Consider the following 23,753-nt stretch of genomic DNA (forward strand, 5'->3'; position numbering starts at 1 on the left):
GTCGCATGACTGGCGACGCCAAGGCCGCCGACGAAGCGACGCCCGGGCCGACGCTCGGCGGGCATCCGTTCGTCGTGGCGCACCGCGGCGCTTCGGCCGACCGTCCGGAGCACACGCTCGCGGCGTACGAGTTGGCATTGCAGGAGGGTGCCGACGGCGTCGAGTGTGACGTGCGGCTGACCCGCGACGGCCACTTGGTGTGTGTGCACGACCGCAAGGTCGACCGGACGTCGAACGGGACCGGGCTCGTCAGCGACATGACGCTCGCGCAGTTGCGTGAATTCGATTACGGCGCATGGCATCCCAGCCATCACGGCGACGGTACGCACGCGGATACGGGCTTGCTGACGCTCGACGAGCTGGTTTCGCTGGTGCTGGATTGCAACCGGCCGGTCAAGCTGTTCATCGAGACCAAGCACCCGGTCCGTTTCGGCGCGCTGGTGGAGAGCAAGGTGCTGGCGCTGCTGCACCGGTTCGGGATCGCCTCTCCCGCGTCGGCGGATCTGTCGCGCGCGGTCGTGATGTCGTTCTCGGCGGCCGCGGTCTGGCGGATCCGGCGGGCGGCACCGATGCTTCCGACGGTGTTGCTCGGCGAGACGTCGCGGTATCTGGGCGGCAGCGCAGCCACCACCGTGGGCGCCACCGCGGTGGGGCCCTCGATCGCGACCCTTCGCGAACATCCCGAGTTGGTGGACCGGGCGGCCGCGCAGGGCCGCGCGCTGTACTGCTGGACGGTCGACCATTTCGAGGACGTGCAGTACTGCCGCGAGCTCGGCGTGGCGTGGGTCGCGACCAACCACCCGGGTCGTACCAAGGACTGGCTGCAGAACGGGCTGGCCGGGGCCGGCCGGGACTAGACCGCGGTCAGTTCCGGTTCACGGCTGGGCGTCGAGGACGTCCTGCGGCACCGGTGCGTCGGTTCGCAGCGCCTCGAACAACCGGCCCGCGACCTCCTCGTCCCACAGCACGGCCGAGCCCGAGTCGCCGGCGGAGAACTCCCCGATCGGCACCGTGGTCGTCAGCACATCGCCGCGCAGTGACCACGCGAGCCGCGCGAGGTCCCAGATGTGGTCGTCCTCGTTGACCGCGACGGCGCCCGTGGCGGCGCGGGCCATGGGGTACCAGCGCAGCGGGTTGAGCAGCACTGCGGGGCTCGCGGCGCGGTGCAGCAGCGCGGACATGAACTCGCGTTGATGAAGCATGCGATCCAGGTCGGCGCGCGGCGTGGCCCTGGTGCGAACGAATCCCAGCGCACTGCGGCCGTCGAGTTTCTGGCATCCGGCGGGCAGGTCGATGCCGGCCAGCGGGTCGCTGATGGGCTCGGTCGGACACATGGTGACCCCACCGACGGCGTCGACCATCGTGGCGAACCCGTCGAACCCGATCTCGGCGTAGTGGTCCATCCGCAGCCCGGTGGCCTGCTCGACGGTCTGGGCGAGCAGCGGGGCGCCACCGACCGTGAACGCGGCGTTGATCTTGTCGCTGCCGTAGCCGGGGATCGACACGTAGGAGTCGCGCGGAATCGAGACCATCGTTGTGCGCGTCCCCGATCCGATGCCGGGAATGTGCACCAGCAGGATCGTGTCGGTGCGACCGTCGCCGAGGTCGCCGCCGGTGGCCAGCTGCGCTTGCTGTTCGGGGGTCAGGTTCTGGCGGCTGTCGGATCCGACGAGCAGCCACGTCGTACCCGACGCCGACGCGGGGCGGTCGGGGTAGTCGGTCAGCGCGGGGATGCGCCGAAGCGACGAGTCGAGCCATAGCCCGCCGGCCACCACGAAGACCAGCAGGGCCACCACGAACACCAGCAGAACCGCAACGACGAGGCGTCCCCAATGACGTTTGCGCCGTCGCGGTTTCGGTTTCGTCGGCGCCGGCGGTCGCGGAGGTGGCGGCGGCTGCCGCGGCGGTGCCGGTTTACGGGCAGCCGGCGGCCGGGCGCGCGGCGGTGGTGGCGGCTGTCGCGGTGGTGGCGGCTGTCGCCGTGGTGGCGCCGTGCGCGGTGCTGGCATCCGCGGCGGTGGCGGGGCCGGGTTCGGCGGCCATGGAGGCGGCGGCCGGTAGGCGGGGTCCCGGCGGATGACCTGTGACGGCTCCCGGCGTGCCCGCGGCGGGGGCTCGAACCCGCGGGGCGGCTGCCGGTTGTCGGTCATCTGACGAATCTACGTCGCATTCCGCCGTGTTCACCGCAACCAGCCCAGGTGGCCGGCGGCCAGCGTGTAGCCCACGAACGCCACGGCGTCGATCAGCGCATGGGCGATGATCAGCGGCCAGAGCCGACCGGTGCGCAGATAGACATAGCCGAACACCAGGCCCATCGCCATGTTCCCCAGGCCCGCCCCGAAGCCCTGATAGAGGTGGTACAGGCCGCGCAGCACGCTGGAGACGATGACGGCGGTCGCCGGGCTCACCCGCAGTTGACGCAGCCGGGTGACCAGGAAGCCGACAACCACCACCTCCTCGGCCCAGCCGTTCGCGAGCGACGTCAACAACAGGACGGGGATCCGCCACCAGGTGTCGTAGAGTTCGGCGGGTTCGACGTCGGCGTTCATGCCGAGGATGCGGGCGATCTGATACAACGCGAGGCCGGGCACCCCGATGAGCGCGGCCAAACCCAGCCCGCCGAGTAGGTCCGGTCGCCACCGCGGTCGACCCAGTCCGATCGACTCGAGGACGAACCCGCTGCGCCACAACAGATAAACGGCCAGCCCGCCCCACGCCGACAGTTGAAAGACCCAGACGAGGTTGAGGCCGAGGTCGATCAGGTCGAATGGGGAGCGGCGCGGATTGAGTGCCACGACCTGGCCGGAGAGGCCGAGCAGGACCGACTCGGTCAAGTTCAGCAGTGCGCTGTAGGCGGACAGGCCGAACGTCACCGCCAGTACGACGGCGACTTCGATGCGAAGCGCCCGGCGCTCGGGGTTGCTCAGCTCGTCGGGGGCGCCGGTCACCGCAGCTACGGTAGTGGCGTCACAGCTTGCGTGCGCGCAGCCCGTTGAGGAACGGGCAGCCCATCAGCACGCGGATCGCCTGGCTGAGCCCGGTGACGTCGTCCACCGGCTTGGTGAACGGCAGCCGCACGTCGTGATCACCGTCGTCGGTTTCCACCCGGAGCCGCACGCCGTAGCGGTCCAGTCCCAGTGGCCGAACGCGGCCGCGGCGCAACGACATCGGCAGCCGACTGGCCAGCCGCTCGACCACGTCGCGGTGTGCCGACTCCATGTGCTGCAGCCAGCACGACTCCATTGCGCAGAACGGATCCGGCCGGGCGTCGAGCAGTGTGCTCACCCCGACCGATTCGGCGCCGGTGGAGTCCGCCACGACCACCGAGTCGATCTCGAGGCGTAGAAGTGCATAGCCGCGATCGCCGTCGGACGGTCCGGAGTTCACCTGCAGCAGGGCCGGGTTGGGATCCTCGGAGGCGACCAGATCGAGCAGGGTCGGCACCTCGCCTGCCGGCACGTCGTGCAGGCGCCCGCGGATCCACACCAGGGACCGCACTGGCTCGCGCAGCGGCAGCGGCGCGTAGTCGGTCATCTCCAGCACCGCCTGCACCCCGGCGGTGCCGGCGGAAACGGCCTTGGCCGCCACCGGGCTGTCGAGCGGGACGGTGATCGCGAACGAGCCGTCGTCGAGCAGATGGTGGACCGGGGTCTCGGTGGGCTCGATACCTTCGACCGCGAGCATCGCGCCGCCGGCCCGGACGCACGCGCTGCGGATCCGCTCGGCCGTCGTCGGTGCCGTGGTCGTTGTCGTCATCCCGCCTCCTCAGATAAGGTGAGCCTAACTTAACTAGGTTCTAGCGGATCCCGCAAGGCTTTCGTGCAGCGGAACGGCATTACCGCAGCGACCCGATAGTGTTGAGCCGTGCCGCGCATCGCTTATCTGGGACCTCAGGGGACCTTCACCGAGGTGGCGCTTCTCACGATGTCCGCCGAGGGCATGCTGCCCGGCGGGCCGGGTGCCGACGAGGTGACCGCAGTCCCGACCGACAGCACCACCGGCGCACTGGCCGTGGTCCGCAGCGGAGACGCGGACTACGCCTGCGTGCCGATCGAGAACTCGATCGAGGGATCGGTGCTACCGACGCTGGACGGCCTGGCCACTGGTACGCCCGTGCAGATTTTCGCCGAACTGACGCTCGACGTGTCGTTCACGATCGTGGTGCGCGACGGTACGCGGGCAGGCGATGTGACCACGGTCGCCGCCTTTCCCGTCGCGGCCGCCCAGGTGCGCAACTGGCTGGCCGAGCAGCTGCCGTCAGCGCAGTTGGTGCCGGCCAACTCGAACGCCGCGGCCGCCAACGACGTGGCCGAGGGCCGCGCCGACGCGGGGGTGAGCACCGCGCTGGCCGCGGAACGTTACGGCCTGACGGCGCTGGCGTCCGACATCGTCGACGAACCCAATGCACGCACCAGGTTCGTGCTGGTCGGACCACCCGCTCCGCCGCCGGACCGCACGGGCGCCGACCGCACCTCGGTGGTACTGCGACTGGCCAACGTGCCCGGCGCGCTGGTGTCGGCGCTGACGGAGTTCGCGGTCCGCGACATCGACCTGACGCGAATCGAATCACGGCCCACCCGAACGGGTTTGGGTACCTACATGTTCTTCCTGGACTGCGTCGGCCACATCGACGACGATGCGGTCGCCGAGGCACTCAAGGCGCTGCACCGTCGTTGTTCGGATGTGCGATTCCTGGGTTCCTGGCCGACCGGAGCCGCCGCAGGGGCGGCGCCGCCCGCGCTGGACGAGGCCTCTCGCTGGCTGGCGCGGCTGAAGGAGGGAAAGCCGTGACTGGGCGCCTGGTGCTGGTGCGCCATGGCCAGTCACTGGCGAACGTGCAGCGTCGTCTCGACACCAGGCCGCCCGGGGCCGAGCTGACCGATCTCGGTCGCAACCAGGCGCGCTCCTACGCAAATGGCCTGCCGCTGCCACCGGCGATCCTTGCGCATTCGGTGGCGCACCGGGCCCGCCAGACCGCCGAGGAGATCGCGGGAGCACTGCGGGTACCGCCGATGGAACTCGAGGGCATCCACGAGGTGCAGGTGGGTGACCTGGAGGACCGCAACGACGACGAGGCGATCGCCACGTTCGAGACCGTCTACCAGCAGTGGCACGAAGGCAACCTCGACGCGCCGATGCCCAACGGCGAGACCGGTAACGACGTGCTGGACCGGTACGTGCCGGCCATCACGCAGCTGCGGATGCGGCACCTCGACGACGACGCCTGGCACGGCGACATCGTGGTGGTCAGCCACGGCGCGGCGATCCGGCTGGTGTCGTCGGTGTTGGCGGGCGTCGAGCGCAGCTTCGTGCTCGACCATCACCTCGGCAACACCGAGGCCGTCGTGCTCGCCCCGATCACCGACGGCCGGTGGAGTTGCGTGCGGTGGGGGTCGATGACGCCGCCGTTCTACCCGGAGCCCGACGTACACCCGGTCGAGGACGCGCTGCAGTCAGCCGACCCGATGGGCTGACAGCGAGACGGCGCACACGCAGCCGATCGCCTCGCAGTCGATCACGAACGTGTGCACCACCTCCGGGGTCACGCAGCCCGGTTCGGTGCACTCCGCCCGGCGTGACACGTGATGGATGACGGTGCCATGGCAGTGCTCGAGGCCGGCCATGCAGTCTCGGCACTCGGTCATGGCCCCTTGATAGCACCAGCGGGGGACAAACCGTGGTTGCCGCGCGGTGTCTTTCGGCGGTCTTCGCGGTCTCGCGGTGTTATCCCGTTATCCCCAACCGAGTTCGTGCAGGCGCTCGTCGTCGATACCGAAATGGTGCGCAATCTCGTGGATCACGGTGATTGCCACCTCGTCGACGACCTCGTCCTCGGTGTCGCAGTGCTGCAGCAACGCGTCGCGGTAGATCGTGATCGTGTCCGGCAACGAGCCCGCGTACCACGAATCGCGTTCGGTCAGCGCGACGCCCTGGTAGAGACCCAGCAGGTCGGGTTCCTCGTCATTGCGGGCCTCGACCAGCACGACGACGTTGTCGAGCGCGTCGGCGAGCTTCGGCGGTATCAGGTCGAGCGCCTCGGAGACCAGTTCGTCGAACCGTTGCGGGTCCATCCGCACGGTCACGTGGCTACGGTCCCGGCGGCGGAGGTGCAGGCGCAGGCGCCGGTGGCGGTGGCGGTGGCGGTGCGGGGGCCGGCGCGGGCGCAGGTGCAGGCGCCGGCGGCGGAGGAGCGGCCGCGGGCGGCGGCGGAGGCAGCGGGGCGCCCGGCGGAGGCGGCGGGGGAACCGGCGCACCCGGAGGCGGCGCCGCTCCCGGCGGTGGCGGCCCGCCGTTGAACGTGTTGCCCGGCGCGTGCCCCTGGTCGCCCGAGGGCTCGGGAGCGTCCGTCACCTGGGCCGGCCCGTGGGTCGACTGGTCGCTGCTGCCGCTGTCACTGCTGCTGCCGCTGCTGCTGCTGTCGGAGGACTGGTCGCTGGTGACCTGCGAGGTGCTGCCCGAGTCGTCGTCGGGGATCGGGATCGGCGGGAAGTTCAGCCGCTCCTCGGGAATGTCGGGCGGCGGGACCGGCGGCTGACCGTTGATCAGCAGCGGACCCTTGGCGCTGTTGAGCAGAGTCGACCAGCCCCCGTTTCCGAGGGTCGCACCGATGCTGCACGACACCTGACGGCTGCCCGCTGACCAACTCGGCAGCGAGATGGTGCTGTAGATCAGTGTCAGCGTGGTGCTGCGCAGCTCGATCGGAGCCAGATAGGCGTCCGTCATCCGGGTGCACGCGTCCTTGATGAAGGCGTCCTGTTCGGGCTCCGGCGGCAGGCCGCCGGGAAACTTCTCGGCGAGGTTCACCGCGCCGGTGACCTCCATCGCATGCGGGGCGGCGCAGTCGACGGGAATGTCGGTGGGCTGGTTGGTGGTCGGGTCGATGCCCAGGCAGGTCCCTGCGGGCCACACCTTGGACTGGTCGATCTCGGCGACCTTGCCCGTGAACGGCAACTGCTGATTGTTGGGGCCTGGCAACTGCAGGCCGCACAGCATGCGTCGCTCACCGGACTGGCGCCAGGCCTTGTCGCCCGACCACAGCATGCTCACCGTGAAGCGGCTGTTCGGATCGAAGCGCGGACCCAGGTAACGCTTCACGGCCGTCGAGCACTGCTCCTGGCTGATCTGCTGGATGCGCGCGCTCGACGGCGGCGCCGCGTCCGGCCCGTACTCGCTGCCCGGGAAGGTCCGCATGTCGACCGACTCGGCGACCTCGAATCGGTGCTCCTTGTTGCAGTCGACGATCTCGGCGGCGTCGGGCGTGCGGTCGGGCCAGTTGAGGCAGTCGCCGGCCTTGGCGTGTTCGAACGTCGCATTGCCGCGCGGGCCGAGGGAGATCGTGCTGGCGGTCAGGCCATTGGCACCCTCGCTCTGCGGCAGGGCGGTGATGAAGCCGGCGATGAGCAGCCCGCCGAGAGCCGTCAGCAACAGGGCGCGACGCGTCGACGTGGCGTGCAAACTCTGCCACCACGCCGCTCGCTGCGACGGTTCGGTGTCGTCTTGCTGCAGATCGGCGCGCTCTTGCGCGTCGCCCGGACGACCTGGTGCCTCCAACATCTGCTCCATTGTGACAGGCGTGTCAGGGGCTGTGACAACTGTTGCAGTTGTAAAGTTATGCGGTTGTGCTGGCTCGACCCGTCGACCAGTAGGGTTGCGGCCGTGATCGACCTCAAGTTGCTGCGCGAAAACCCGGATGCGGTCCGTGCCTCGCAACGCGCCCGCGGCGAAGATCCGAATCTCGTCGACGCGCTGCTGCAGTCCGATGTCGCCCGCCGGGCCGCGGTGTCGGCGGCCGACAATCTGCGCGCCGAACAGAAGGCCGCGAGCAAGAAGGTCGGCAAGGCGTCACCCGAGGAGCGGCCCGCTCTGCTCGAGCAGGCCAAGCAGCTCGCCGAGAAGGTCAAGGCCGCCGAGGCCGATCAAGCCGAGGCCGAGCGGGCGTTCACTGCGGCGCACATGGCGTTGTCGAACGTGATCATCGACGGAGTGCCGGTCGGCGGCGAGGACGACTCCGTGGTGCTCGAGACCGTCGGCGAGCCCCCGCGCATCGACGAACCCAAGGATCACGTCGAGCTCGGCGAGGCGCTGGGGCTGATCGACCTCGAACGCGGCGCCAAGGTGGCCGGATCACGGTTCTACTTCCTCACCGGCGCCGGTGCGCTGTTGCAGCTGGGCCTGCTGCAGCTGGCGGTCAGGCTGGCCACCGAGAACGGCTTCACGTTAATGATCCCCCCGGTGCTGGTGCGCCCGGAGATCATGGCGGGCACCGGCTTTCTCGGCGCCCACAGCGAGGAGGTGTACCGCATCGAGGCCGACGACCTCTACCTCGTGGGGACCTCCGAGGTGCCGCTGGCGGGATACCACGCCGACGAGATCCTCGACCTGTCCCGCGGACCGTTGCGGTACGCGGGCTGGTCGTCGTGCTTCCGCCGGGAGGCGGGCAGCCACGGCAAGGACACCCGCGGCATCATCCGGGTGCACCAGTTCGACAAGGTCGAGGGATTCGTCTACTGCAAGCCCGAGGACGCCGAGGCCGAACACGACCGGCTGCTGGGCTGGCAGCGCGAGATGCTGGCCAAGATCGAGGTGCCCTACCGCATCGTCGACATCGCCGCGGGTGACCTCGGATCGTCGGCGGCACGCAAATTCGATTGCGAGGCTTGGTTTCCCACGCAGCGCACCTACCGCGAGCTGACCTCGACGTCGAATTGCACGACGTTCCAGGCGCGCCGGTTGGCGGTGCGGTACCGCGACGAGAACGGACGGCCGCAGACGGCGGCCACGCTCAACGGTACGTTCGCGACGACGCGGTGGCTGGTGGCGATTCTGGAGAACCATCAGCAGCCCGACGGCAGCGTCCGCGTCCCAGAAGCGTTGGTGCCCTTCGTCGGAACCGAACTGCTGACGCCGGCCAAGTGAGCGTCGCTTGTGGCGTCGTTCGCGCCTAGCCGTTCAGCAGTTTGTCGAGGCTCGCGAGGAACTCGGTGGGCCGCTGGGGCGTGAACGCGGGTTTGGGTCGCGCGCCCGGAACGTCGAGCGTCACCAAAGTCGACTTGATCGGTCGCCACACGTCGAGCGGCAGCCAGCGCCGCAGGTCCGAGCTGCCCCAGATGCGGAACCGCTGGGTGAACATGCCCAGCGGCTCGGCCTTGTATCCGCGGATCGACCGCAGCGGAATGATCTTCGAGGTGCCCGACGGAAAGTGATAGCGGCGCAGCGTGATCGCCTCACGGTCGAGCTGGATCATCCCATCGTCGTAAAACTGTTGCGGGGCCGTCATTTCCGTGTCATTTCCGGGTGCACCTCAACTCGTGACCCTTGGTGGTCAGGCAGCGGCCGTTCTGCAGGTTCCACTGCCAGCCGTGCAGGTTGCAGGTCAGTGTCGACCCCTCGACCACACCGAATTTCGACAGGTCTGCCTTCAAGTGCGGGCACCGTCGTTGAATCTCCCAGCCGTCCAGCGTGATCGTGGACGAGTCGTCATGGGCCTCGGCGAACCACCCGTCGGCGTAAGCGATCCGCTCGTCGGTCAGGCACTTGAAGAATGTGTACAGGTACTCGTTGTAGCCGCCGACCCGCCAGGCCCGAAACCGGGTCGACAGGAAGATGGTGTTGACCCAGTCGGGTTCGTTGTCCCGCAGCACGGTGCGCACCAGCTCCGGCGCAATCGCGAAGCCGTAGCGAAACTTCTCGTCGGGAATCGGTTCGCGCACAACCCGTTTCGGGAAATCGAGGATCACCGTCTCGGGACCCAGCCGCAACTCCACCGGGTAGCCGATACCGTCGCAGATCTGATCGGTCTGGATCATGATCGGCTCGAAGACCGTGCGCAGCGGTTCCAGCAGCGGCTCGCCCGCCGCGGGCGCCCAATTAGCCTTCTCCGCGGCCAGCACCGGCGCCATCCGCTCGGCGTAGTCGGCGATGTAGTCGGCCTTGCCGGTCGTGAAGATCGCCTGCACCTGGTCGTCGGGCAGCGGATGGGTCAGCGAATCCAGTTGCGAGCCGGTGAAAGTCGCCGTCGACCCCGGGATCATCAGCAGGCCACCCTGATGGCCGTGCGCGCGCAGCTGATCCAGGAACACCGCCTGGTCGGGAAAGATGTTGGCCGGATCGCCATGGTCGTCGTTCAGCTGGCGCAGGTCCGGATCGAGGAAGCACGGCGGGCCCGCCGACGGGACGACCCAGGTGGCGCCGACCTGCGCGATGTACTGGCGGCACCGGTCCATCTGGCGCTGCCGCTTCTGGATGCCGAACGCCTCCTTGGCGCGGGCGGGCATGTCGTAGACCATCGGGTACCAGATGGCGCCGGAGTACTGCAGCATGTGCACGTCGACGTGGCCGAAGTCGGCGTGCACCACGTCGAGGTCGACGGGCCGCGCGTCGTTCATATTGAAAGCGGTGGTCACGCCATCCGATACCACGAGTCCGGAGTCACCGATCGGACCGTCGGCCGGGGCACGCAGCGCGATGATCATCACCTTGAGATCGCCGCGCGGGCCGGTGACGGTGTGCGTGACCGAATCCGTCGTCTCGAAGAACCGGTGGAAGCCGAGCTTTTCGAGTTCGCGTCGCAGATCGGGCACCGGATAGTCCGGCAGCAACACGACCGCGTCCTTGTTGACGTGTCTGCGCAGTAGCCGCGGATCGAAGTGGTCGCGGTGCAGGTGTGAGACGTACAGGTAGTCGCAGTCGCCGAGCGCGTCCCAGTCCAACGCGCTGTTGTCGGGGAACGGGAACCACGACGCGAAGTAGGCGGGGTTGACCCAGGGGTCGCACAAGATGCTTCCGGCCTGGGTATCGATGCGAAAACCCGCGTGCCCGACGCTCGTGACCTGCACAAATACCCTTTCTGTGGGATGTGGCGCTCGCGAAGAGTCTAGCCCGCCGGCAGGTCCTGATCGTCGTCGTAGGCGTCCCACGCGCGCCTGTAGTAGCCGATGCGCTCGTCGTCGGCCGCGACGCCGTACGCCTCGAGCAGTAGTTCCTGGAAACCGCCGGGGCCCTCGGTGGGGAAGTTCCAGTCCAGCGACATCGTCGCGATGGCCAGGTCGGCCCAGCGGTCGGCGACTCCGAGGTCGCCGAGGTCGACGTGCCCGCTGAACGCGCCGTCGTCGGCCATCAGAGTGTTCGGGGAGCAGGCGTCGCCGTGGCACACCACGAGCCGGTCGGCCGGTGGCGCGTCGACCGGCACCCAGGACGGCCTGCCGAACGGGCAGTCCCCGACCGGCAGCGCGTCGTGCAAGCGCCGCAGCCCTTGCCCGATTGCGCGGGCGGCGGTTTCAGGTTCGTCGGCCCAGCGGGGATCCACTGCGGAGCGACCCGTCAGGCGCGCGGTGTGCAGCCAGCCCGGCCCGGACGCCAACACTTCGGGTACCGGCGTGTAGCGCCCCGCCCAGCGCAACCGCGGCACCTCTGCGGCCAATAGGTGCGCGTAGGCGTCGGGGTACACCTTGACGAACTCCGCGCCGCCGTCGATCTCGAAAGTGACGCCCCCGAGCTCGTTGATCCAGACGGCACGCACCGGGCGGTCCGCCGAGATCGAGGCGACGAGGGCGGGAACTGGCACGGGTTCGCCGGGTCGGGTCACGCGACTAGGCTGCCTGATGTGGAACCGGTATACGGCACCGTCATCCAGCTGGCGCGGCTGCTGTGGCGCGTGCAGGGGCTGAAGTTCACGGTCACCGGCGTGGAGAACCTGCCGGCCACCGGCGGCGCGGTGATCGCGATCAACCACACCAGCTACTTCGACTTCACATTCGCGGGGTTGCCCGCCTACCGGCAGGGGCAGGGCCGCAAGGTCCGCTTCATGGCCAAGAAAGAGGTCTTCGACCACAAGATCACCGGACCGCTCATGCGCAGCCTGCGCCACATCGAGGTGGACCGCGACAGCGGCGCGGGGTCCTTCGACGAGGCCTGCCGCAAACTCAAGGAGGGTGAGTGGGTCGGCGTCTACCCCGAGGCCACCATCAGCCGCAGCTTCGAGATCAAGGCGTTCAAGTCCGGTGCCGCCCGCATGGCGATCGCCGCCGACGTGCCGATCGTTCCGCATGTCGTCTGGGGTGCGCAGCGCATCTGGACCAAGGGCCATCCGAAGAAGATGTGGCGGCCCAAGGTGCCGATCTCGGTCGCGGTCGGTGAACCGATCGAGCCGACGCTGCCCGCAGCCGAGCTGACCGCGCTGCTGCACTCGCGGATGCAGCACTTGTTGGAGCGGGTGCAGGACGCCTACGGTCCGCACCCGCCCGGCGAGTTCTGGGTGCCGCACCGGCTGGGCGGGGGAGCCCCGACGCTGGCCGAGGCCAACCGGATGGACGCCGAGGAGGCGCTCGAGAAGGCCGCCAGGCGCGCGCAGCGTCCCGACGCCAGCGGAGCACCGGGGTAACCGACATGGAGCCCGTCTTCTACACGCTCGAGGTACTGGTCAAGGCGGCGGTCAGGATCAACGGGATCCAAATCAGCTACCACGGTCTGGACAACATCCCCGCCAGCGGCGGTGCGGTGATCGCGATCAACCACACCAGCTATGTCGACTGGTTGCCGGCCGCGCTGGCAGCGCATTACCGCAAGCGGCGGCTGCGTTTCATGATCAAAGAAGAGATGCAGCAGGTGAAGGTCGTCAACTACCTCATCAGCCGCACGGGCACGATCCCGGTGGATCGCACTGCCGGGGCCGGCTCCTACGCCGTCGCCGTGGAGCGGCTGCGGGCGGGCGAACTCGTCGGCGTCTATCCGGAGGCCACGATCAGTCGCAGCTTCGAGCTCAAGGACTTCAAGACCGGTGCGGCCCGCATGGCGCGGGAGGCCGATGTGCCGATCGTTCCGCTCATCGTGTGGGGCGCCCAACGGCTCTGGACCAAGGACCATCCGCGGCGCCTTTGGGGTCGGCGGGGCGGCGGCAAGATTCCGATCACCGTCGAGGTGGGTAAACCCGTGCGGGCCGACGAGACGATGGAGCGGACGTTGCAGAACCTGCGCACGGCGATGACCGAGCTGCTGCACGAGGCGCAGCGCGACTATCCACTCCCGGAGGGCGCGTTCTGGGTGCCGCGCCGGCTCGGCGGCGGCGCACCGACACTCGACGAGGCCAAAGCGCTCGACGAGGCGGAACTGGCCGAGCGGGCCCGCAAGCGCGCAGAGCGGGAAGCCAAGAGTCGCCGGTGACACCGGTGAGGAGCGAAGGCGGATCGCCGCGATGACTTTGCCATTGCTGATTGCGTCCGACGTCGATGGCACGTTGCTGGACGACGACGAGAAGGTCTCCCCGCGCACCCGAGCGGCGGTCAGCGCCGCGGTCGCGGCGGGTACGAGGTTCGTGCTGGCCACCGGGCGCCCGCCGCGGTGGGTGCAGCCCGTCGTCGACGAGCTGGGCTTCGCGCCGATGGCGGTGTGCGCCAACGGTGCGGTGATCTACGACCCGGCCACCGACCGGATCGTGTCCGCCCGCACATTGACCACCGACGTGCTCGGCGAACTCGCCGACATCGCGACACGGGCGATCCCGGGCGCGGGCCTGGCCGTCGAGCGGGTGGGCCGCAGCGCCCATGACGCCGCCACCCCGCAGTTCGTCAGCTCACCCGGCTACGAACACGCGTGGCTCAATCCGGACAACACCGAGGTGTCCCTCGAGGATCTGCTCAGCGCACCCGCGGTCAAGCTACTCATCCGCAAGGCGGGCGCACGCAGCGCCGACATGGCCGCCGAGCTCGCCAAACACGTTGGGCCACAGGGCGACATCACCTACTCCACCAACAACGGCCTGGTCGAGATCATGCCGGTCGGCATCAGCAAGGCCACCGGCGTGGAGGAGCTGGCCCGCCCGCTCGGCATCACCGCCGGGGAGATCGTGACGTTCGGCGATATGCCCAACGACGTGCCGATGCTGCAATGGGCCGGGCTGGGTGTCGCCATGGGACATGCTCATCCGGACGCGTTGGCCGCAGCCGACGAGATCACCTCGACCAACAACGACGACGGTGTCGCGCGGGTGCTCGAGCGGTGGTGGATGTAGCGGCGCAATCAACTGCTGATCGGCGGTGTGAACCGTTCGAGCTGCACGGGCGCCGTGTCGGCCGTCGGCTGCGGTAGCTCCACCGGGATGCCGTCGAACACCCGTGTGACGGTGCCGTTCTCGCGGTCGAGGTTCAGTGTGCCGTGCTGGAAGTTCTGCACAATCCATTGCGGCTCTTGGATTTCCGCGCTCGTCGGCAATCCGAGCGCGCCACGCTCGAAACCCAGTGCGCCCCAGGCTTTGTAGATTTCGCCGGTGACCGGTTGGGCGCCGCTCTGTGGTGACCAGTACACCGCGCCGTGTTCGAACGTGACGTAGCGGGCGCCGCCCTCGCCGGCGGCTTCCAAGGACGTCGGTCTGCCCAGTGGGCTCTTCATTGCACCCATCGCCTCCCACCGCGCGAAAATGGCGCCCCCACGCAGTGATTCGGACAGGTCGTCGGGGCCGGGCGGGTGGTTGAACCGGGCGGCGATGTCGCGGATGTGGTCCATCAGGGCATACGCCGCATTGCCGGGGCACTCCGTGGCGCCGACGTCGCGGTGGGTGAAGATCGCGGGCAGCTTCGGTGTCGCACCCGTCGGGAACGCCGAAAACGACCCACCCGAGGAGGCCAGCACCACAGTGCCGCGCGGATCGACGTGATCCAGTCCGAGTCGCCACCCGAGCAATCGAGCGGTGGTGCGCAACTGGATCGGTGTCGGCGGGACCACCTCGAAGTTGCCCATCATCGCCACACCCCAGGTGTCGCGGTTGAAGCCGCCGGTGTGCGCGCCCTCGACCGGTTTGGTGATGCCGCCCGCGCGCCCCTCGAAGACCTGTCCGTACTTGTCGACCAGCGCGTTGTATGCGATGTCGCACCAGCCCAGCGTTCTGGTGTGGTACTCGTAGACCGATCGGACGATGCCCGCGGAATCCTGGGGCGCGTATTCGTTGCTCCCGGCCGTGTGGTGCACGATTCCGGCTCGAATTCCCAAGTCGTAGCGCGGCTCTCCGCACCGCATCGATTCGTCGGCGCCCCACTGCGATCGGTTGATGATGTTCGGCGGCACGCCCGGCGCGTTGACCGCCGACGGCGGCGGCAGCGTGTCGACCGGCGGCGCCTGCGGCGGGCTGATCAACACGGCGTTCAGGTTCTGCCCGATGGACTGCTCCACGCTGGCCGGCAGGTAACCGAGGCCGGGCCCCTGCGCGGGCGCCGGCTCCGGGGTCGTGGCCGCATCGGGCGGCCGGGTCACGGCGATCTGCACGGTGGTGGTGCGCCCGACGAACACCGGCTCGGTGCCGACCGGGCCGGCAGCGGGGGCGTCCGGGCCGACGCCCTCGAGGGGCTCGGCCTCGTACCACGGCCCCCACGTTCCGTCGGCCTTCTTGGCCCGCACCCGGGCGGTGGTGCCGGCGAAGTCGTCTGCGGTCAGCGCGACCAATGAGAACGGCGTGTCCTGATGGATCTCGCGGATCGTCTCTCCGCCCGCGAGGCCGGTCAGCGGTTGCTGCGCGAGCCGGGGCGCCTCCGGGGCCGTCGCCCGGTCCGGTCCGTCACCCGGTAGGCCGTAGAGCGCCATCGGCAGCATCACGACCGTCGCCGCCAGGGCGGTGAAGATCAGCGACGGCGTGGGACGGCGAGTCGGCACGGACCGATGTTACGTATGTGTCAGTTGTTGCTTGTGGTACGACACGGCCCGGAGCCGCACCAAAATCAACGGCGACCTGCACCGGCACCGCAGAGCCGCCGGCTTCTGCGGTGCCGTCTGGTGGCAGGTCTCAGGCGCCGGGTGCGGGCGGCGCGGGTACCGGCGGTGCGGGCACGGCGGCCGGGGCGCCCGGCGGTTTCACCGCCGACATGATCGCCGGCATCACCATGCCTTTGAGCAGGTCGATCGCCTGTCCCGCGCCGAGTTGTTCGGCCATGCTCGACAGCTCGCCGACGATCCCGCCACTGCCTCCGCTGGTCGCCGCGGGCATCGTCGCCAGCGACGGGTCGCCGAGGATCGGGTACGTGCCGGCGGCCGGATCCAGCCCGATGGGCGCCGCAATGGGCACCTCACCAGGGGCCGGCAGGCCCGTGGTCGACGAGATCGGCGTGGTGCCCAGTGCCGGGTCGGTCAGCGCTGGCGGCGTGGACAGGCCCGGAGTCGTCAGGCTGCCGGTGTCTCCGGTCGGGCTGGTCAGCCCGGGGCTGGTCAGCGAGGGGCTGGTCAGCGCCGGATTGGTCAAGGCCGGGTCGGTGAGGGACGGGCCGGTGGCGGTGGCCGGCGGGACCGTGGCGCTCGGGGCGGTCAGTCCCGGAGTCGTCAGCTCGGGTGTGGTGAGCCCGGGCGCGGTCAGGCTCGGAGACGTCAGCTCCGGCGTGGTGAGACCCGGCGTCGTCAGCCCCGGCGAGGTGAGACCGGGCGTCGTCAGCCCCGGGGAGGTGAGCGTGGTCGGCGCGCTCGCCCCTGTGCCTGTCAACATTCCGGTCGGCATCGGAGGCAGATTGATGCCGAACTGCGAGAGGCCCTGAGACAGGGCGGACATCAACTCGTTGGGCAGATCGGTGATCATCGCTGCCTGCACGAACTCGCGGTGCTGGGACGCCGGCTCGGTGCTCTCCGACAACTCGGTCACGGCGACTACTGCGGCGGGACTCGCGACTGCCAAGGCCAGCACTGCGCTCGTGGCTGTCGACAGCCTGCGTCGACGTCGGTTCGGCACGGAAGTCTCCTCAATACATGGGCTACATCTGTTAGGCGGTCTGCTGGGTCGCGCTAGGCGATTCAGGTGAACCACCCAGGTCGTGCGCTGCCGGCACGGGATGCCGACGTGAACGACGGTACTGGTGTGACTGGTGGGACGAAAGTGACGATATGGAATCGTGAGCCGATCGCAATCTTCGGCTCCTGTCGAATTCGGGTGGGGCGGTCGCGGTCGGATACCCTTGCTGCCGATGACAGCTCGTTTCGACCTCCTTGTCGTCGGCTCCGGATTCTTCGGCCTGACGATTGCCGAGCGCGCGGCAACCCAGCTGGACAAGCGTGTCCTCGTCATAGAGCGACGTCCGCACATCGGTGGCAATGCGTACTCCGAACCCGAGCCGCAGACCGGCATCGAGGTGCACAAGTACGGCGCCCACCTGTTCCACACCTCCAACAAGCGGGTGTGGGACTACGTGCGGCAGTTCACCGAGTTCACCGGCTACCAGCATCGCGTCTACGCCATGCACAACGGGCAGGCGTACCAGTTCCCGATGGGGCTGGGCCTGGTCTCGCAGTTCTTCGGTAAGTACTTCACGCCCGACGAGGCCCGCCAACTGATCAAGGAGCAGGCCGCCGAGATCAAGACCGAAGACGCCCAGAACTTCGAGGAAAAGGCGATCAGCCTGGTCGGGCGGCCCCTGTACGAGGCCTTCCTCAAGAACTACACCGCCAAGCAGTGGCAGACCGACCCGAAGGAACTGCCGGCCAGCAACATCACCCGGCTGCCGGTGCGATACACCTTCGACAACCGCTACTTCAACGACACCTATGAAGGGCTGCCCGCCGAGGGCTACACCGCGTGGCTGCAGAACATGGCCGCCGATGACCGCATCGAGGTGCGGCTCGACACCGACTGGTTCGACGTGCGGGATCAACTCCGTGCCGAGAACCCCGACGCTCCAGTGGTCTACACCGGGCCGCTGGACCGCTATTTCGACTACGCCGAGGGGCGGCTGGGTTGGCGCACCCTCGATTTCGACGTGGAGGTGTTGAGCGGCTGCGGTGATTTTCAAGGCACACCCGTCATGAATTACAACGACGCCGACGTGCCCTTCACCCGCATCCACGAGTTCCGGCACTTCCATCCCGAACGCGCATACCCGACCGACAAGACGGTCATCATGCGCGAGTTCTCCAGGTTCGCCGATGACGACGACGAGCCCTACTATCCGATCAACACCGAAGCCGACCGCGCGTTGCTGGCCGCATACCGGGCCCGGGCGAAGGCCGAAACCGCTTCTGCGAAGGTGTTGTTCGGTGGCCGACTGGGCACCTACCAGTACCTGGACATGCACATGGCGATCGCCAGCGCGCTGAGCATGTACGACAACACGCTGGCCCCGCACCTGCGCGACGGTGCTCCACTGACCGAACCGGACCCAGAAAGCAGTAGCGCATGAGCGAGATCCCGTCCGGCGCGCTCGACGCCGCCGAATCGAAGGCGGTCAGCCTGCTGGCCCGCGTCATCCTGCCGCGTCCCGGCGAACCGCATGACGTCCGCAAGCTCTATATCGAGGAAGCGGACACCAACGCCAAACGCGCGCACGCGCCGACCCGCACGGCGCTCGAGATCGGCACCGAATCCCAGGTGTCGTTCGCGACCTACTTCAACGCCTTCCCCGCCAGCTACTGGCGGCGCTGGTCGACACTGCAGTCGGTGGTGCTGCGGGTCGAGCTGACCGGCAGCGCGCGCGTCGACGTCTACCGATCCAAGGCCACCGGGGCCCGCATCACCGTCGGGGGCGCTCCGGTCGCCAGCGAACGCGACGGCGACCGCGCCGCGGTCGAGTTCGAAATCGATCTCGGCCCGTTCGAGGACGGCGGCTGGATCTGGTTCGACATCGCCACCGACGCCGCGTCGACGTTGCATCACGCGGGTTGGTACGCGCCGGTGCCCGCACCGGGCCGGGCCAACATCGCGGTCGGCATCCCGACCTTCAACCGCCCGGCCGACTGTGTCAACGCGCTGGCCGCGCTGACTTCGGATCCGTTGGTGGACGAGGTGATCAGCGCCGTGATCGTGACCGATCAGGGTGCGAACAAGGCGAAGGATCATCCCGGTTTCGACGAGGCCGCCGGCGCACTGGGCAACCGGCTGTCCGTGCACAACCAGCCCAACCTCGGCGGTTCCGGCGGCTACAGCCGGGTGATGTACGAGGCGCTGAAAAACACCGACTGCGAACAGATCCTGTTCATGGACGACGACATCCGCATCGAGCCGGATTCGATCCTGCGCGCGCTGGCGATGAACCGGTTCGCCAAGTCGCCGACGCTGGTCGGCGGCCAGATGCTCAACCTGCAGGAACCCTCGCACCTGCACGTGATGGGCGAGATGGTCGATTCCGAGAACTTCATGTGGACCAACGCGGTCAACACCGAGTACGACCACAACTTCGCCAAATTCCGGCTCAGCGACGAGGATTCGCCGCGCAGCCGGCTGCTGCACCGCCGCATCGACGTGGATTACAACGGCTGGTGGATGTGCATGATCCCGCGTCAGGTCGCAGAGGAACTCGGTCAGCCGCTGCCGCTGTTCATCAAGTGGGATGACGCCGACTACGGCCTGCGTGCCGGCGAGCACGGCTACCCGACCGTCACGCTGCCCGGGGCCGCCATCTGGCACATGGCGTGGAGCGACAAGGACGACGCGATCGACTGGCAGGCGTACTTCCACCTGCGCAACCGGCTGGTGGTGGCGGCGCTGCACTGGGACGGCAACATCAGCGGGCTGATCGCGAGCCATCTGAAGGCGACGCTGAAACACCTTCTCTGCCTGGAGTATTCGACGGTCGCCATTCAGAACAGGGCGATGGACGACTTCCTGGCCGGGCCCGAGCACATCTTCTCGATCCTGGAGTCCGCGCTGCCCGAGGTGCGCAAGATGCGCCAGGAGTACCCCGACGCGGTGGTGCTGTCCAGCGCCGCCGAGCTGCCGACGCCGTCGGACAAGCGGTGGCGCAAGAAGGTGAACATCCCCACGAACGCGCTGGCGATCTCGTGGCGACTGTCCCGCGGCGTCATCCACCAACTGAGGGCACACGACCCCGAGCATCACCGCCGCCCGCAGATCAACGTCGCCACCCAGGACGCCCGCTGGTTCTCGCTGTGCAGGGTCGACGGTGTCACGGTGACGACCGCCGACGGTCGCGGCGTGGTGTACCGCCAGCGCGACCGCGAGAAGATGTTCGAGCTGCTGCGGGAGTCGCTGAAGCGTCAGGCCCGCCTCGCGCGCAAGTTCAACCGGATGCGCAAGGTCTACCACGAGGCGCTGCCGACGTTGTCGAGCAAGCAGAAGTGGGAGACGGTCCTACTGGAGTCGTCTGCACATGGCTGAGACTCCGCGCGGCGAAGAGGCCGCGCTGGTCGCTGTGCAGTCCGCGCTCGCGGGCCGGCCGGGGATCCTCTCGGGTGCGCGCGCGTTGTCGCATTTCGGTGAGCACAGCCTCGGCTGGTTGACAATAGCCTTGCTAGGAGCGGTCTTTCAGGCCGACCGCCGGCGCGCCTGGCTGGCCGCGGGGGTGGGCGCATTCGTCGCGCACGCCGCGGCGGTCGTGATCAAGCGGGTGGTGCGCCGCGAGCGCCCGCACCACCCGGCGGTCACGGTCAACGTCGGAACCCCGAGTCGGCTGAGCTTTCCGTCGGCCCACGCCACGTCCACCACCGCAGCGTCGCTGTTGATGGCCAGGACGACCGGGTTGCCGCTGCCGGCACTGCTGGTGCCGCCGATGGCGTTGTCGCGCTTGGTGCTCGGCGTGCACTACCCGAGCGATGTGCTGACCGGTGTTGCGGTCGGGGCGGCCGTCGCCAAGGTGGTCGGCACCGTCGCCGATCGCGCCGAGGGGAGCTTCGCGCACGCGAGGAGCACAAGACACTGATGAGCATCTCGAGTGACAGCAGCGCAGAGAGCGTACGGCCAATGAGTCAACAACCGGCACCGGTCAGCGGGCCACCGCGGAACGCCGCGACGGGTCTGATCAAGGCGATCCGGCCGCGGCAGTGGGTGAAGAACCTGCTCGTCCTCGCCGCGCCCATCGCCGCGCTCGGCGGGGACGTGGAATACGACTATCGCGAGGTCGCGGTCAAGATCCTGATCGCCTTCGTGGCGTTCTCGCTGGCCGCCTCGTCGATCTATCTGGTCAACGACGCGCGCGACGTCGAGGCCGACCGTCAGCATCCCACGAAGCGGTTCCGGCCGATCGCGGCGGGTGTCGTCCCGGAATGGCTGGCCTACTGCGCCGCTGTCGTGTTGGCCGCTGCGGCACTGGGCATTTCGGTGCTCGCCACCACGAACCTTGCCGTGGTGATCGCGGTCTACATCGCGATGCAGCTGGCCTACTGCTTCGGGCTCAAACACCAGGCGGTGCTCGACATCTGCATCGTCTCCTCGGCGTACCTGATCCGCGCCATCGCGGGCGGCGCGGCGGCGAGCATCCCGCTGTCACAATGGTTCCTGTTGGTGATGACCTTCGGCTCGCTGTTCATGGTGGCCGGAAAGCGTTACGCCGAACTACAACTCGCCGAACGCACCGGGGCCAAGATCCGCAAGTCGCTGGAGAGCTACACGGCGTCCTACCTGCGCTTCGTGTGGACGTTGTCGGCCACCGCGATGGTTCTCTGTTACGGGCTGTGGGCGTTCGAACGTGACGGCGCCACCGCCTCCTGGTACGCAATCACGATCATCCCGATCACCATTGCGATCCTGCGGTACGCGGTCGACGTCGACGGCGGGTTGGCCGGGGAGCCCGAGGAGATCGCGTTGAAGGACCGGGTACTGCAGCTGTTGCTGCTGGCGTGGATCGGGACCATCGGTGCCGCCGTCTTCCTCAGCTGAGAAGGTGGCCCCGCCCGCCGCGGGCCGATGGGCCGACGTACTCGCGCGCAACGTGGCCCGCTGGCCCGCCTTCCGGTACGACACCACGGTACGGGTGAGCCTGTGGCTCAGCGTGCTGGTGGTCGCGGCGTTGTTCGGCTGGGGCGCCTGGCAGCGGCGCTGGATCGCCGACGACGGCCTGATCGTGTTGCGGACAGTCCGAAACCTGTTGGCGGGCAACGGCCCGGTGTTCAACGCGGGTGAGCGGGTGGAGGCCAACACCTCCACGGTGTGGACCTATCTGGTCTACCTCGGCGCGCTGGTGGGCGGCTCGGTACGGCTGGAGTACGTGGTGCTGGTGCTGGCGTTGGTGCTCAGCCTGCTGGGCGTGGCTTTCGCGATGCTGGGCACCGGCCGCCTGTATGCGCCGAGCCTGCAGGGCCGGCGCGCGCTGATGTTGCCCGCGGGCGCGCTGGTGTACATCGCCGTACCGCCCGCCCGCGACTTCGCCACCTCGGGGCTCGAAAACGGTTTGGTGCTGGCCTATCTCGGCCTGCTGTGGTGGATGATGGTGTGCTGGTCACAAGAACCGCGCGTCCGCCGCGCCGCCCCGGCGCCGAGCACCCGAGGCGGCGCACCGGTGATCCGTCGGCACCCCGTGGGTTCGCAGACACCGTCGTCACCACCCCGACCGGCGAGCGGAACATTCGACGGCGCACTGGCTTTCGTCGCGGGCCTGAGCGTGCTGGTGCGGCCCGAGTTGGCGTTGATCGGAGGGCTCGCCCTGGTGATGATGCTGATCGCGGCACGCGATTGGCGGCGCCGCACCATCATCCTCGTCGCGGGTGGGCTGCTTCCGGTGGCTTACCAGATCTTCCGAATGGGCTACTACGGGTTGCTGTTTCCCGGCACCGCGCTGGCCAAGGACGCCACCGGATCGAAGTGGTCGCACGGTTTCGTGTACCTCGCCAACTTCAACCAGCCGTACCTGCTGTGGGCGCCGGCGATCCTGCTGGCCGGGCTGGCGGGGGTGGTGTGGGTGACCCGCGGGCGCCGCCGACCGGGCCGCGGCACCGCGGCGCCCGGCTACGGATGGTTCGCGCGGATGGTGCAGAGTCCCGCCGCGGTGGTGATCTTCTTCCTCGTCAGCGGCCTGCTGCAGGCGCTGTACTGGATCCGCCAGGGCGGCGACTTCATGCACGGCAGGGTGCTGCTGACCCCGCTGTTCTGCCTGTTGATGCCGATCGCGGTGATTCCCGTCGTGCTGCCCGACGTAACCCGAATGGCCCGTGGCGCAGGCTATTTGTTCGTCGGCGCGACCAGTGTGCTGTGGTTGGCCGTCGCGGGATGGTCGCTGTGGGCGGCCAATTCGAGCGGGATGGGTAGTGACGCCACCCGCGTCACCTACTCCGGCATCGTCGACGAGCGACGGTTCTACGCTCAGGCCACCGGCCATGCGCACCCGTTGACCGCCGCGGACTACCTGGACTATCCGCGGATGCGGGCGGTGCTCGAGGCGTTGGACAACACGCCGGACGGTGCGCTGCTGCTGCCGTCGGGCAATTACGACCAATGGGATGTGGTGCCCGCCCTACCGCCGCCGCCGGACGCGCCGAAGGACTACCAAGGGCCGCACACAGTCTTCTTCACCAACCTCGGCATGCTGGGCATGAACGTCGGATTGGATGTGCGGGTCATCGATCAGATCGGCCTCGCCAACCCGTTGGCCGCGCACACCGCGCGCCTCGAGGACGGCCGAATCGGCCACGACAAGAACCTGTTTCCCGACTGGGCGATCGCCGAGGGGCCGTTCCTCAAAGAGCCACCGTTCATTCCGGGCTACATCGACGAGGACTGGGTCAAACAGGCCGAGGCGGCGCTGGAGTGCCCGGCCACCGACGCGATGTTGACGTCGGTACGCGGCCCGATGGGTCCGCGGCGGTTCCTGTCGAACCTCGTGCACGCATACCAGTTCACGCAGTACCGGATCAACCGCGTGCCACTGTATGAACTCATCCGCTGCGGGCTGCCTGTGCCGGAGTCCACGGTCGACCCGTATCAAGGCATGCCGGCGACGGGTCCGTAACGCGGAAGCCCTTGCAGCCGATAGATCAGTGGCTCAACGGCTTAGCGTCGTGACCAGGAACGACACGCTCTGAATGGGAAGATTGCGACGACGTGTGGTTGACTGCACGGGTTACGCGGC

23 protein-coding genes are annotated in these 23,753 nt (G+C 68.5%); 12 read left to right on the forward strand and 11 right to left on the reverse strand.

Translation table 11 applies throughout. The features are described 5' to 3' along the window. Nucleotides 1-5 precede the first annotated feature (5 nt). Nucleotides 6-857 (forward strand): glycerophosphodiester phosphodiesterase, encoded by an 852-nt coding sequence (locus tag AU185_RS02330; protein WP_059100686.1) that lies wholly within the window; start codon nucleotides 6-8, stop codon nucleotides 855-857. A gap of 18 nt (nucleotides 858-875) precedes the next feature. Here AU185_RS02330 and AU185_RS02335 read toward each other — a convergent pair whose 3' ends face one another. Genes AU185_RS02335 through AU185_RS02350 form a run of 3 tightly spaced genes read right to left on the reverse strand, consistent with a single transcriptional unit; the run spans nucleotide 876 to nucleotide 3,756 of the window. Continuing rightward, on the reverse strand, nucleotides 876-2,150 hold the full coding sequence (locus AU185_RS02335; protein ID WP_082683697.1) for an LCP family protein: 1,275 nt from the start codon (nucleotides 2,148-2,150) through the stop codon (nucleotides 876-878). A gap of 30 nt (nucleotides 2,151-2,180) precedes the next feature. Next, nucleotides 2,181-2,948 (reverse strand): CPBP family intramembrane glutamic endopeptidase, encoded by a 768-nt coding sequence (locus AU185_RS02345; RefSeq protein WP_059100688.1) that lies wholly within the window; start codon nucleotides 2,946-2,948, stop codon nucleotides 2,181-2,183. A 19-nt stretch (nucleotides 2,949-2,967) separates the two neighbouring features. Next, entirely contained in the window at nucleotides 2,968-3,756 is a 789-nt protein-coding gene (locus AU185_RS02350) for a DUF2470 domain-containing protein (RefSeq protein ID WP_059100689.1), read from the reverse strand. A 108-nt stretch (nucleotides 3,757-3,864) separates the two neighbouring features. Here AU185_RS02350 and pheA point away from each other — a divergent pair, with 108 nt between their 5' ends. Continuing rightward, the gene (gene pheA, locus AU185_RS02355; RefSeq protein WP_059100690.1) at nucleotides 3,865-4,791 is read left to right on the forward strand and encodes a prephenate dehydratase; all 927 of its coding nucleotides are present in this window, start codon (nucleotides 3,865-3,867) and stop codon (nucleotides 4,789-4,791) included. Beyond that, nucleotides 4,788-5,474 carry a histidine phosphatase family protein gene (locus tag AU185_RS02360; protein WP_059100691.1) on the forward strand — a complete coding sequence of 229 codons (687 nt, stop codon included), beginning with the start codon at nucleotides 4,788-4,790 and terminating at the stop codon, nucleotides 5,472-5,474. Before pheA ends, AU185_RS02360 begins: the two co-directional genes overlap by 4 nt. Here the strand turns inward: AU185_RS02360 and AU185_RS02365 are convergent. The 3 genes from AU185_RS02365 to AU185_RS02375 form a co-directional block, all read right to left on the reverse strand. After that, a complete protein-coding gene (locus AU185_RS02365) occupies nucleotides 5,454-5,645 on the reverse strand; it encodes a hypothetical protein (protein WP_059100692.1) in 192 nt (63 codons plus the stop codon). The genes AU185_RS02360 and AU185_RS02365 overlap by 21 nt on opposite strands. 87 nt (nucleotides 5,646-5,732) lie before the next feature. Next, nucleotides 5,733-6,083 (reverse strand): metallopeptidase family protein, encoded by a 351-nt coding sequence (locus AU185_RS02370; RefSeq protein WP_059100693.1) that lies wholly within the window; start codon nucleotides 6,081-6,083, stop codon nucleotides 5,733-5,735. A 4-nt stretch (nucleotides 6,084-6,087) separates the two neighbouring features. Next, nucleotides 6,088-7,563: a septum formation family protein gene (locus AU185_RS02375; RefSeq protein ID WP_059100694.1), complete on the reverse strand. Its 1,476-nt coding sequence runs from the start codon at nucleotides 7,561-7,563 to the stop codon at nucleotides 6,088-6,090. A gap of 93 nt (nucleotides 7,564-7,656) precedes the next feature. Between AU185_RS02375 and serS the strand changes: the two genes are divergently transcribed. Beyond that, complete coding sequence (gene serS / locus AU185_RS02380) at nucleotides 7,657-8,916, forward strand: serine--tRNA ligase (protein ID WP_059100695.1); 1,260 nt, start codon at nucleotides 7,657-7,659, stop codon at nucleotides 8,914-8,916. A 25-nt stretch (nucleotides 8,917-8,941) separates the two neighbouring features. Here the strand turns inward: serS and AU185_RS02385 are convergent, their stop codons facing one another. The 3 genes from AU185_RS02385 to AU185_RS02395 are packed head-to-tail and all read right to left on the reverse strand — an operon-like array spanning nucleotide 8,942 to nucleotide 11,584. Continuing rightward, entirely contained in the window at nucleotides 8,942-9,277 is a 336-nt protein-coding gene (locus AU185_RS02385) for a hypothetical protein (protein ID WP_059100696.1), read from the reverse strand. A gap of 7 nt (nucleotides 9,278-9,284) precedes the next feature. Continuing rightward, on the reverse strand, nucleotides 9,285-10,835 hold the full coding sequence (locus tag AU185_RS02390; protein ID WP_059100697.1) for an MBL fold metallo-hydrolase: 1,551 nt from the start codon (nucleotides 10,833-10,835) through the stop codon (nucleotides 9,285-9,287). A gap of 38 nt (nucleotides 10,836-10,873) precedes the next feature. Further along, nucleotides 10,874-11,584 (reverse strand): aminoglycoside 3'-phosphotransferase, encoded by a 711-nt coding sequence (locus AU185_RS02395; RefSeq protein WP_059100698.1) that lies wholly within the window; start codon nucleotides 11,582-11,584, stop codon nucleotides 10,874-10,876. Between the two features lie 18 nt (nucleotides 11,585-11,602). Here AU185_RS02395 and AU185_RS02400 point away from each other — a divergent pair, with 18 nt between their 5' ends. The 3 genes from AU185_RS02400 to AU185_RS02410 are packed head-to-tail and all read left to right on the forward strand — an operon-like array spanning nucleotide 11,603 to nucleotide 14,005. Then, nucleotides 11,603-12,379, forward strand: a complete 777-nt coding sequence (locus AU185_RS02400) for a lysophospholipid acyltransferase family protein (protein ID WP_059100699.1) — start codon at nucleotides 11,603-11,605, stop codon at nucleotides 12,377-12,379. 5 nt (nucleotides 12,380-12,384) lie between these two features. Then, entirely contained in the window at nucleotides 12,385-13,158 is a 774-nt protein-coding gene (locus AU185_RS02405; RefSeq protein ID WP_059100700.1) for a lysophospholipid acyltransferase family protein, read from the forward strand. 31 nt (nucleotides 13,159-13,189) lie between these two features. After that, a complete protein-coding gene (locus tag AU185_RS02410; RefSeq protein ID WP_059100701.1) occupies nucleotides 13,190-14,005 on the forward strand; it encodes a Cof-type HAD-IIB family hydrolase in 816 nt (271 codons plus the stop codon). Nucleotides 14,006-14,013: 8 nt separating this feature from the next. Here AU185_RS02410 and AU185_RS02415 read toward each other — a convergent pair whose 3' ends face one another. Together AU185_RS02415 and AU185_RS02420 are read right to left on the reverse strand one after the other, a co-directional pair. After that, on the reverse strand, nucleotides 14,014-15,636 hold the full coding sequence (locus AU185_RS02415; RefSeq protein WP_059100702.1) for an N-acetylmuramoyl-L-alanine amidase: 1,623 nt from the start codon (nucleotides 15,634-15,636) through the stop codon (nucleotides 14,014-14,016). Between the two features lie 130 nt (nucleotides 15,637-15,766). After that, complete coding sequence (locus AU185_RS02420) at nucleotides 15,767-16,696, reverse strand: hypothetical protein (RefSeq protein WP_059100703.1); 930 nt, start codon at nucleotides 16,694-16,696, stop codon at nucleotides 15,767-15,769. Between the two features lie 232 nt (nucleotides 16,697-16,928). On the opposite strand from AU185_RS02420, the gene glf reads away from it, so the two are divergent. Genes glf through aftB form a run of 5 tightly spaced genes read left to right on the forward strand, consistent with a single transcriptional unit; the run spans nucleotide 16,929 to nucleotide 23,633 of the window. Next, the gene (gene glf, locus AU185_RS02425) at nucleotides 16,929-18,137 is read left to right on the forward strand and encodes a UDP-galactopyranose mutase (RefSeq protein ID WP_059100797.1); all 1,209 of its coding nucleotides are present in this window, start codon (nucleotides 16,929-16,931) and stop codon (nucleotides 18,135-18,137) included. After that, entirely contained in the window at nucleotides 18,134-20,071 is a 1,938-nt protein-coding gene (locus tag AU185_RS02430) for a glycosyltransferase (protein WP_059100704.1), read from the forward strand. The genes glf and AU185_RS02430 overlap by 4 nt, the downstream gene beginning before the upstream one ends. Then, nucleotides 20,064-20,612, forward strand: a complete 549-nt coding sequence (locus tag AU185_RS02435) for a phosphatase PAP2 family protein (protein WP_059100705.1) — start codon at nucleotides 20,064-20,066, stop codon at nucleotides 20,610-20,612. The genes AU185_RS02430 and AU185_RS02435 overlap by 8 nt, the downstream gene beginning before the upstream one ends. 41 nt (nucleotides 20,613-20,653) lie before the next feature. Further along, on the forward strand, nucleotides 20,654-21,568 hold the full coding sequence (locus AU185_RS02440; protein WP_059100706.1) for a decaprenyl-phosphate phosphoribosyltransferase: 915 nt from the start codon (nucleotides 20,654-20,656) through the stop codon (nucleotides 21,566-21,568). Continuing rightward, entirely contained in the window at nucleotides 21,546-23,633 is a 2,088-nt protein-coding gene (gene aftB, locus AU185_RS02445) for a terminal beta-(1->2)-arabinofuranosyltransferase (RefSeq protein ID WP_059100707.1), read from the forward strand. The genes AU185_RS02440 and aftB overlap by 23 nt, the downstream gene beginning before the upstream one ends. The last annotated feature ends 120 nt before the right edge of the window (nucleotides 23,634-23,753 follow it).

This window comes from Mycobacterium sp. GA-0227b, assembly GCF_001499855.1.
Lineage (GTDB): Bacteria > Actinomycetota > Actinomycetes > Mycobacteriales > Mycobacteriaceae > Mycobacterium.

Excerpts from the sequence above, each read along its gene's own strand:
- AU185_RS02335 (WP_082683697.1), bottom strand. The coding sequence starts at position 2,150 with ATGACCGACAACCGGCAGCCGCCCCGCGGGTTCGAGCCCCCGCCGCGG.
- AU185_RS02375 (WP_059100694.1), bottom strand. The coding sequence starts at position 7,563 with ATGGAGCAGATGTTGGAGGCACCAGGTCGTCCGGGCGACGCGCAAGAG.
- glf (WP_059100797.1), top strand. The coding sequence starts at position 16,929 with ATGACAGCTCGTTTCGACCTCCTTGTCGTCGGCTCCGGATTCTTCGGC.
- AU185_RS02365 (WP_059100692.1), bottom strand. The coding sequence starts at position 5,645 with ATGACCGAGTGCCGAGACTGCATGGCCGGCCTCGAGCACTGCCATGGC.
- AU185_RS02405 (WP_059100700.1), top strand. The coding sequence starts at position 12,385 with ATGGAGCCCGTCTTCTACACGCTCGAGGTACTGGTCAAGGCGGCGGTC.
- AU185_RS02330 (WP_059100686.1), top strand. The coding sequence starts at position 6 with ATGACTGGCGACGCCAAGGCCGCCGACGAAGCGACGCCCGGGCCGACG.
- AU185_RS02430 (WP_059100704.1), top strand. The coding sequence starts at position 18,134 with ATGAGCGAGATCCCGTCCGGCGCGCTCGACGCCGCCGAATCGAAGGCG.
- AU185_RS02435 (WP_059100705.1), top strand. The coding sequence starts at position 20,064 with ATGGCTGAGACTCCGCGCGGCGAAGAGGCCGCGCTGGTCGCTGTGCAG.
- AU185_RS02385 (WP_059100696.1), bottom strand. The coding sequence starts at position 9,277 with ATGACGGCCCCGCAACAGTTTTACGACGATGGGATGATCCAGCTCGAC.
- AU185_RS02410 (WP_059100701.1), top strand. The coding sequence starts at position 13,190 with ATGACTTTGCCATTGCTGATTGCGTCCGACGTCGATGGCACGTTGCTG.
- AU185_RS02440 (WP_059100706.1), top strand. The coding sequence starts at position 20,654 with ATGAGTCAACAACCGGCACCGGTCAGCGGGCCACCGCGGAACGCCGCG.
- AU185_RS02350 (WP_059100689.1), bottom strand. The coding sequence starts at position 3,756 with ATGACGACAACGACCACGGCACCGACGACGGCCGAGCGGATCCGCAGC.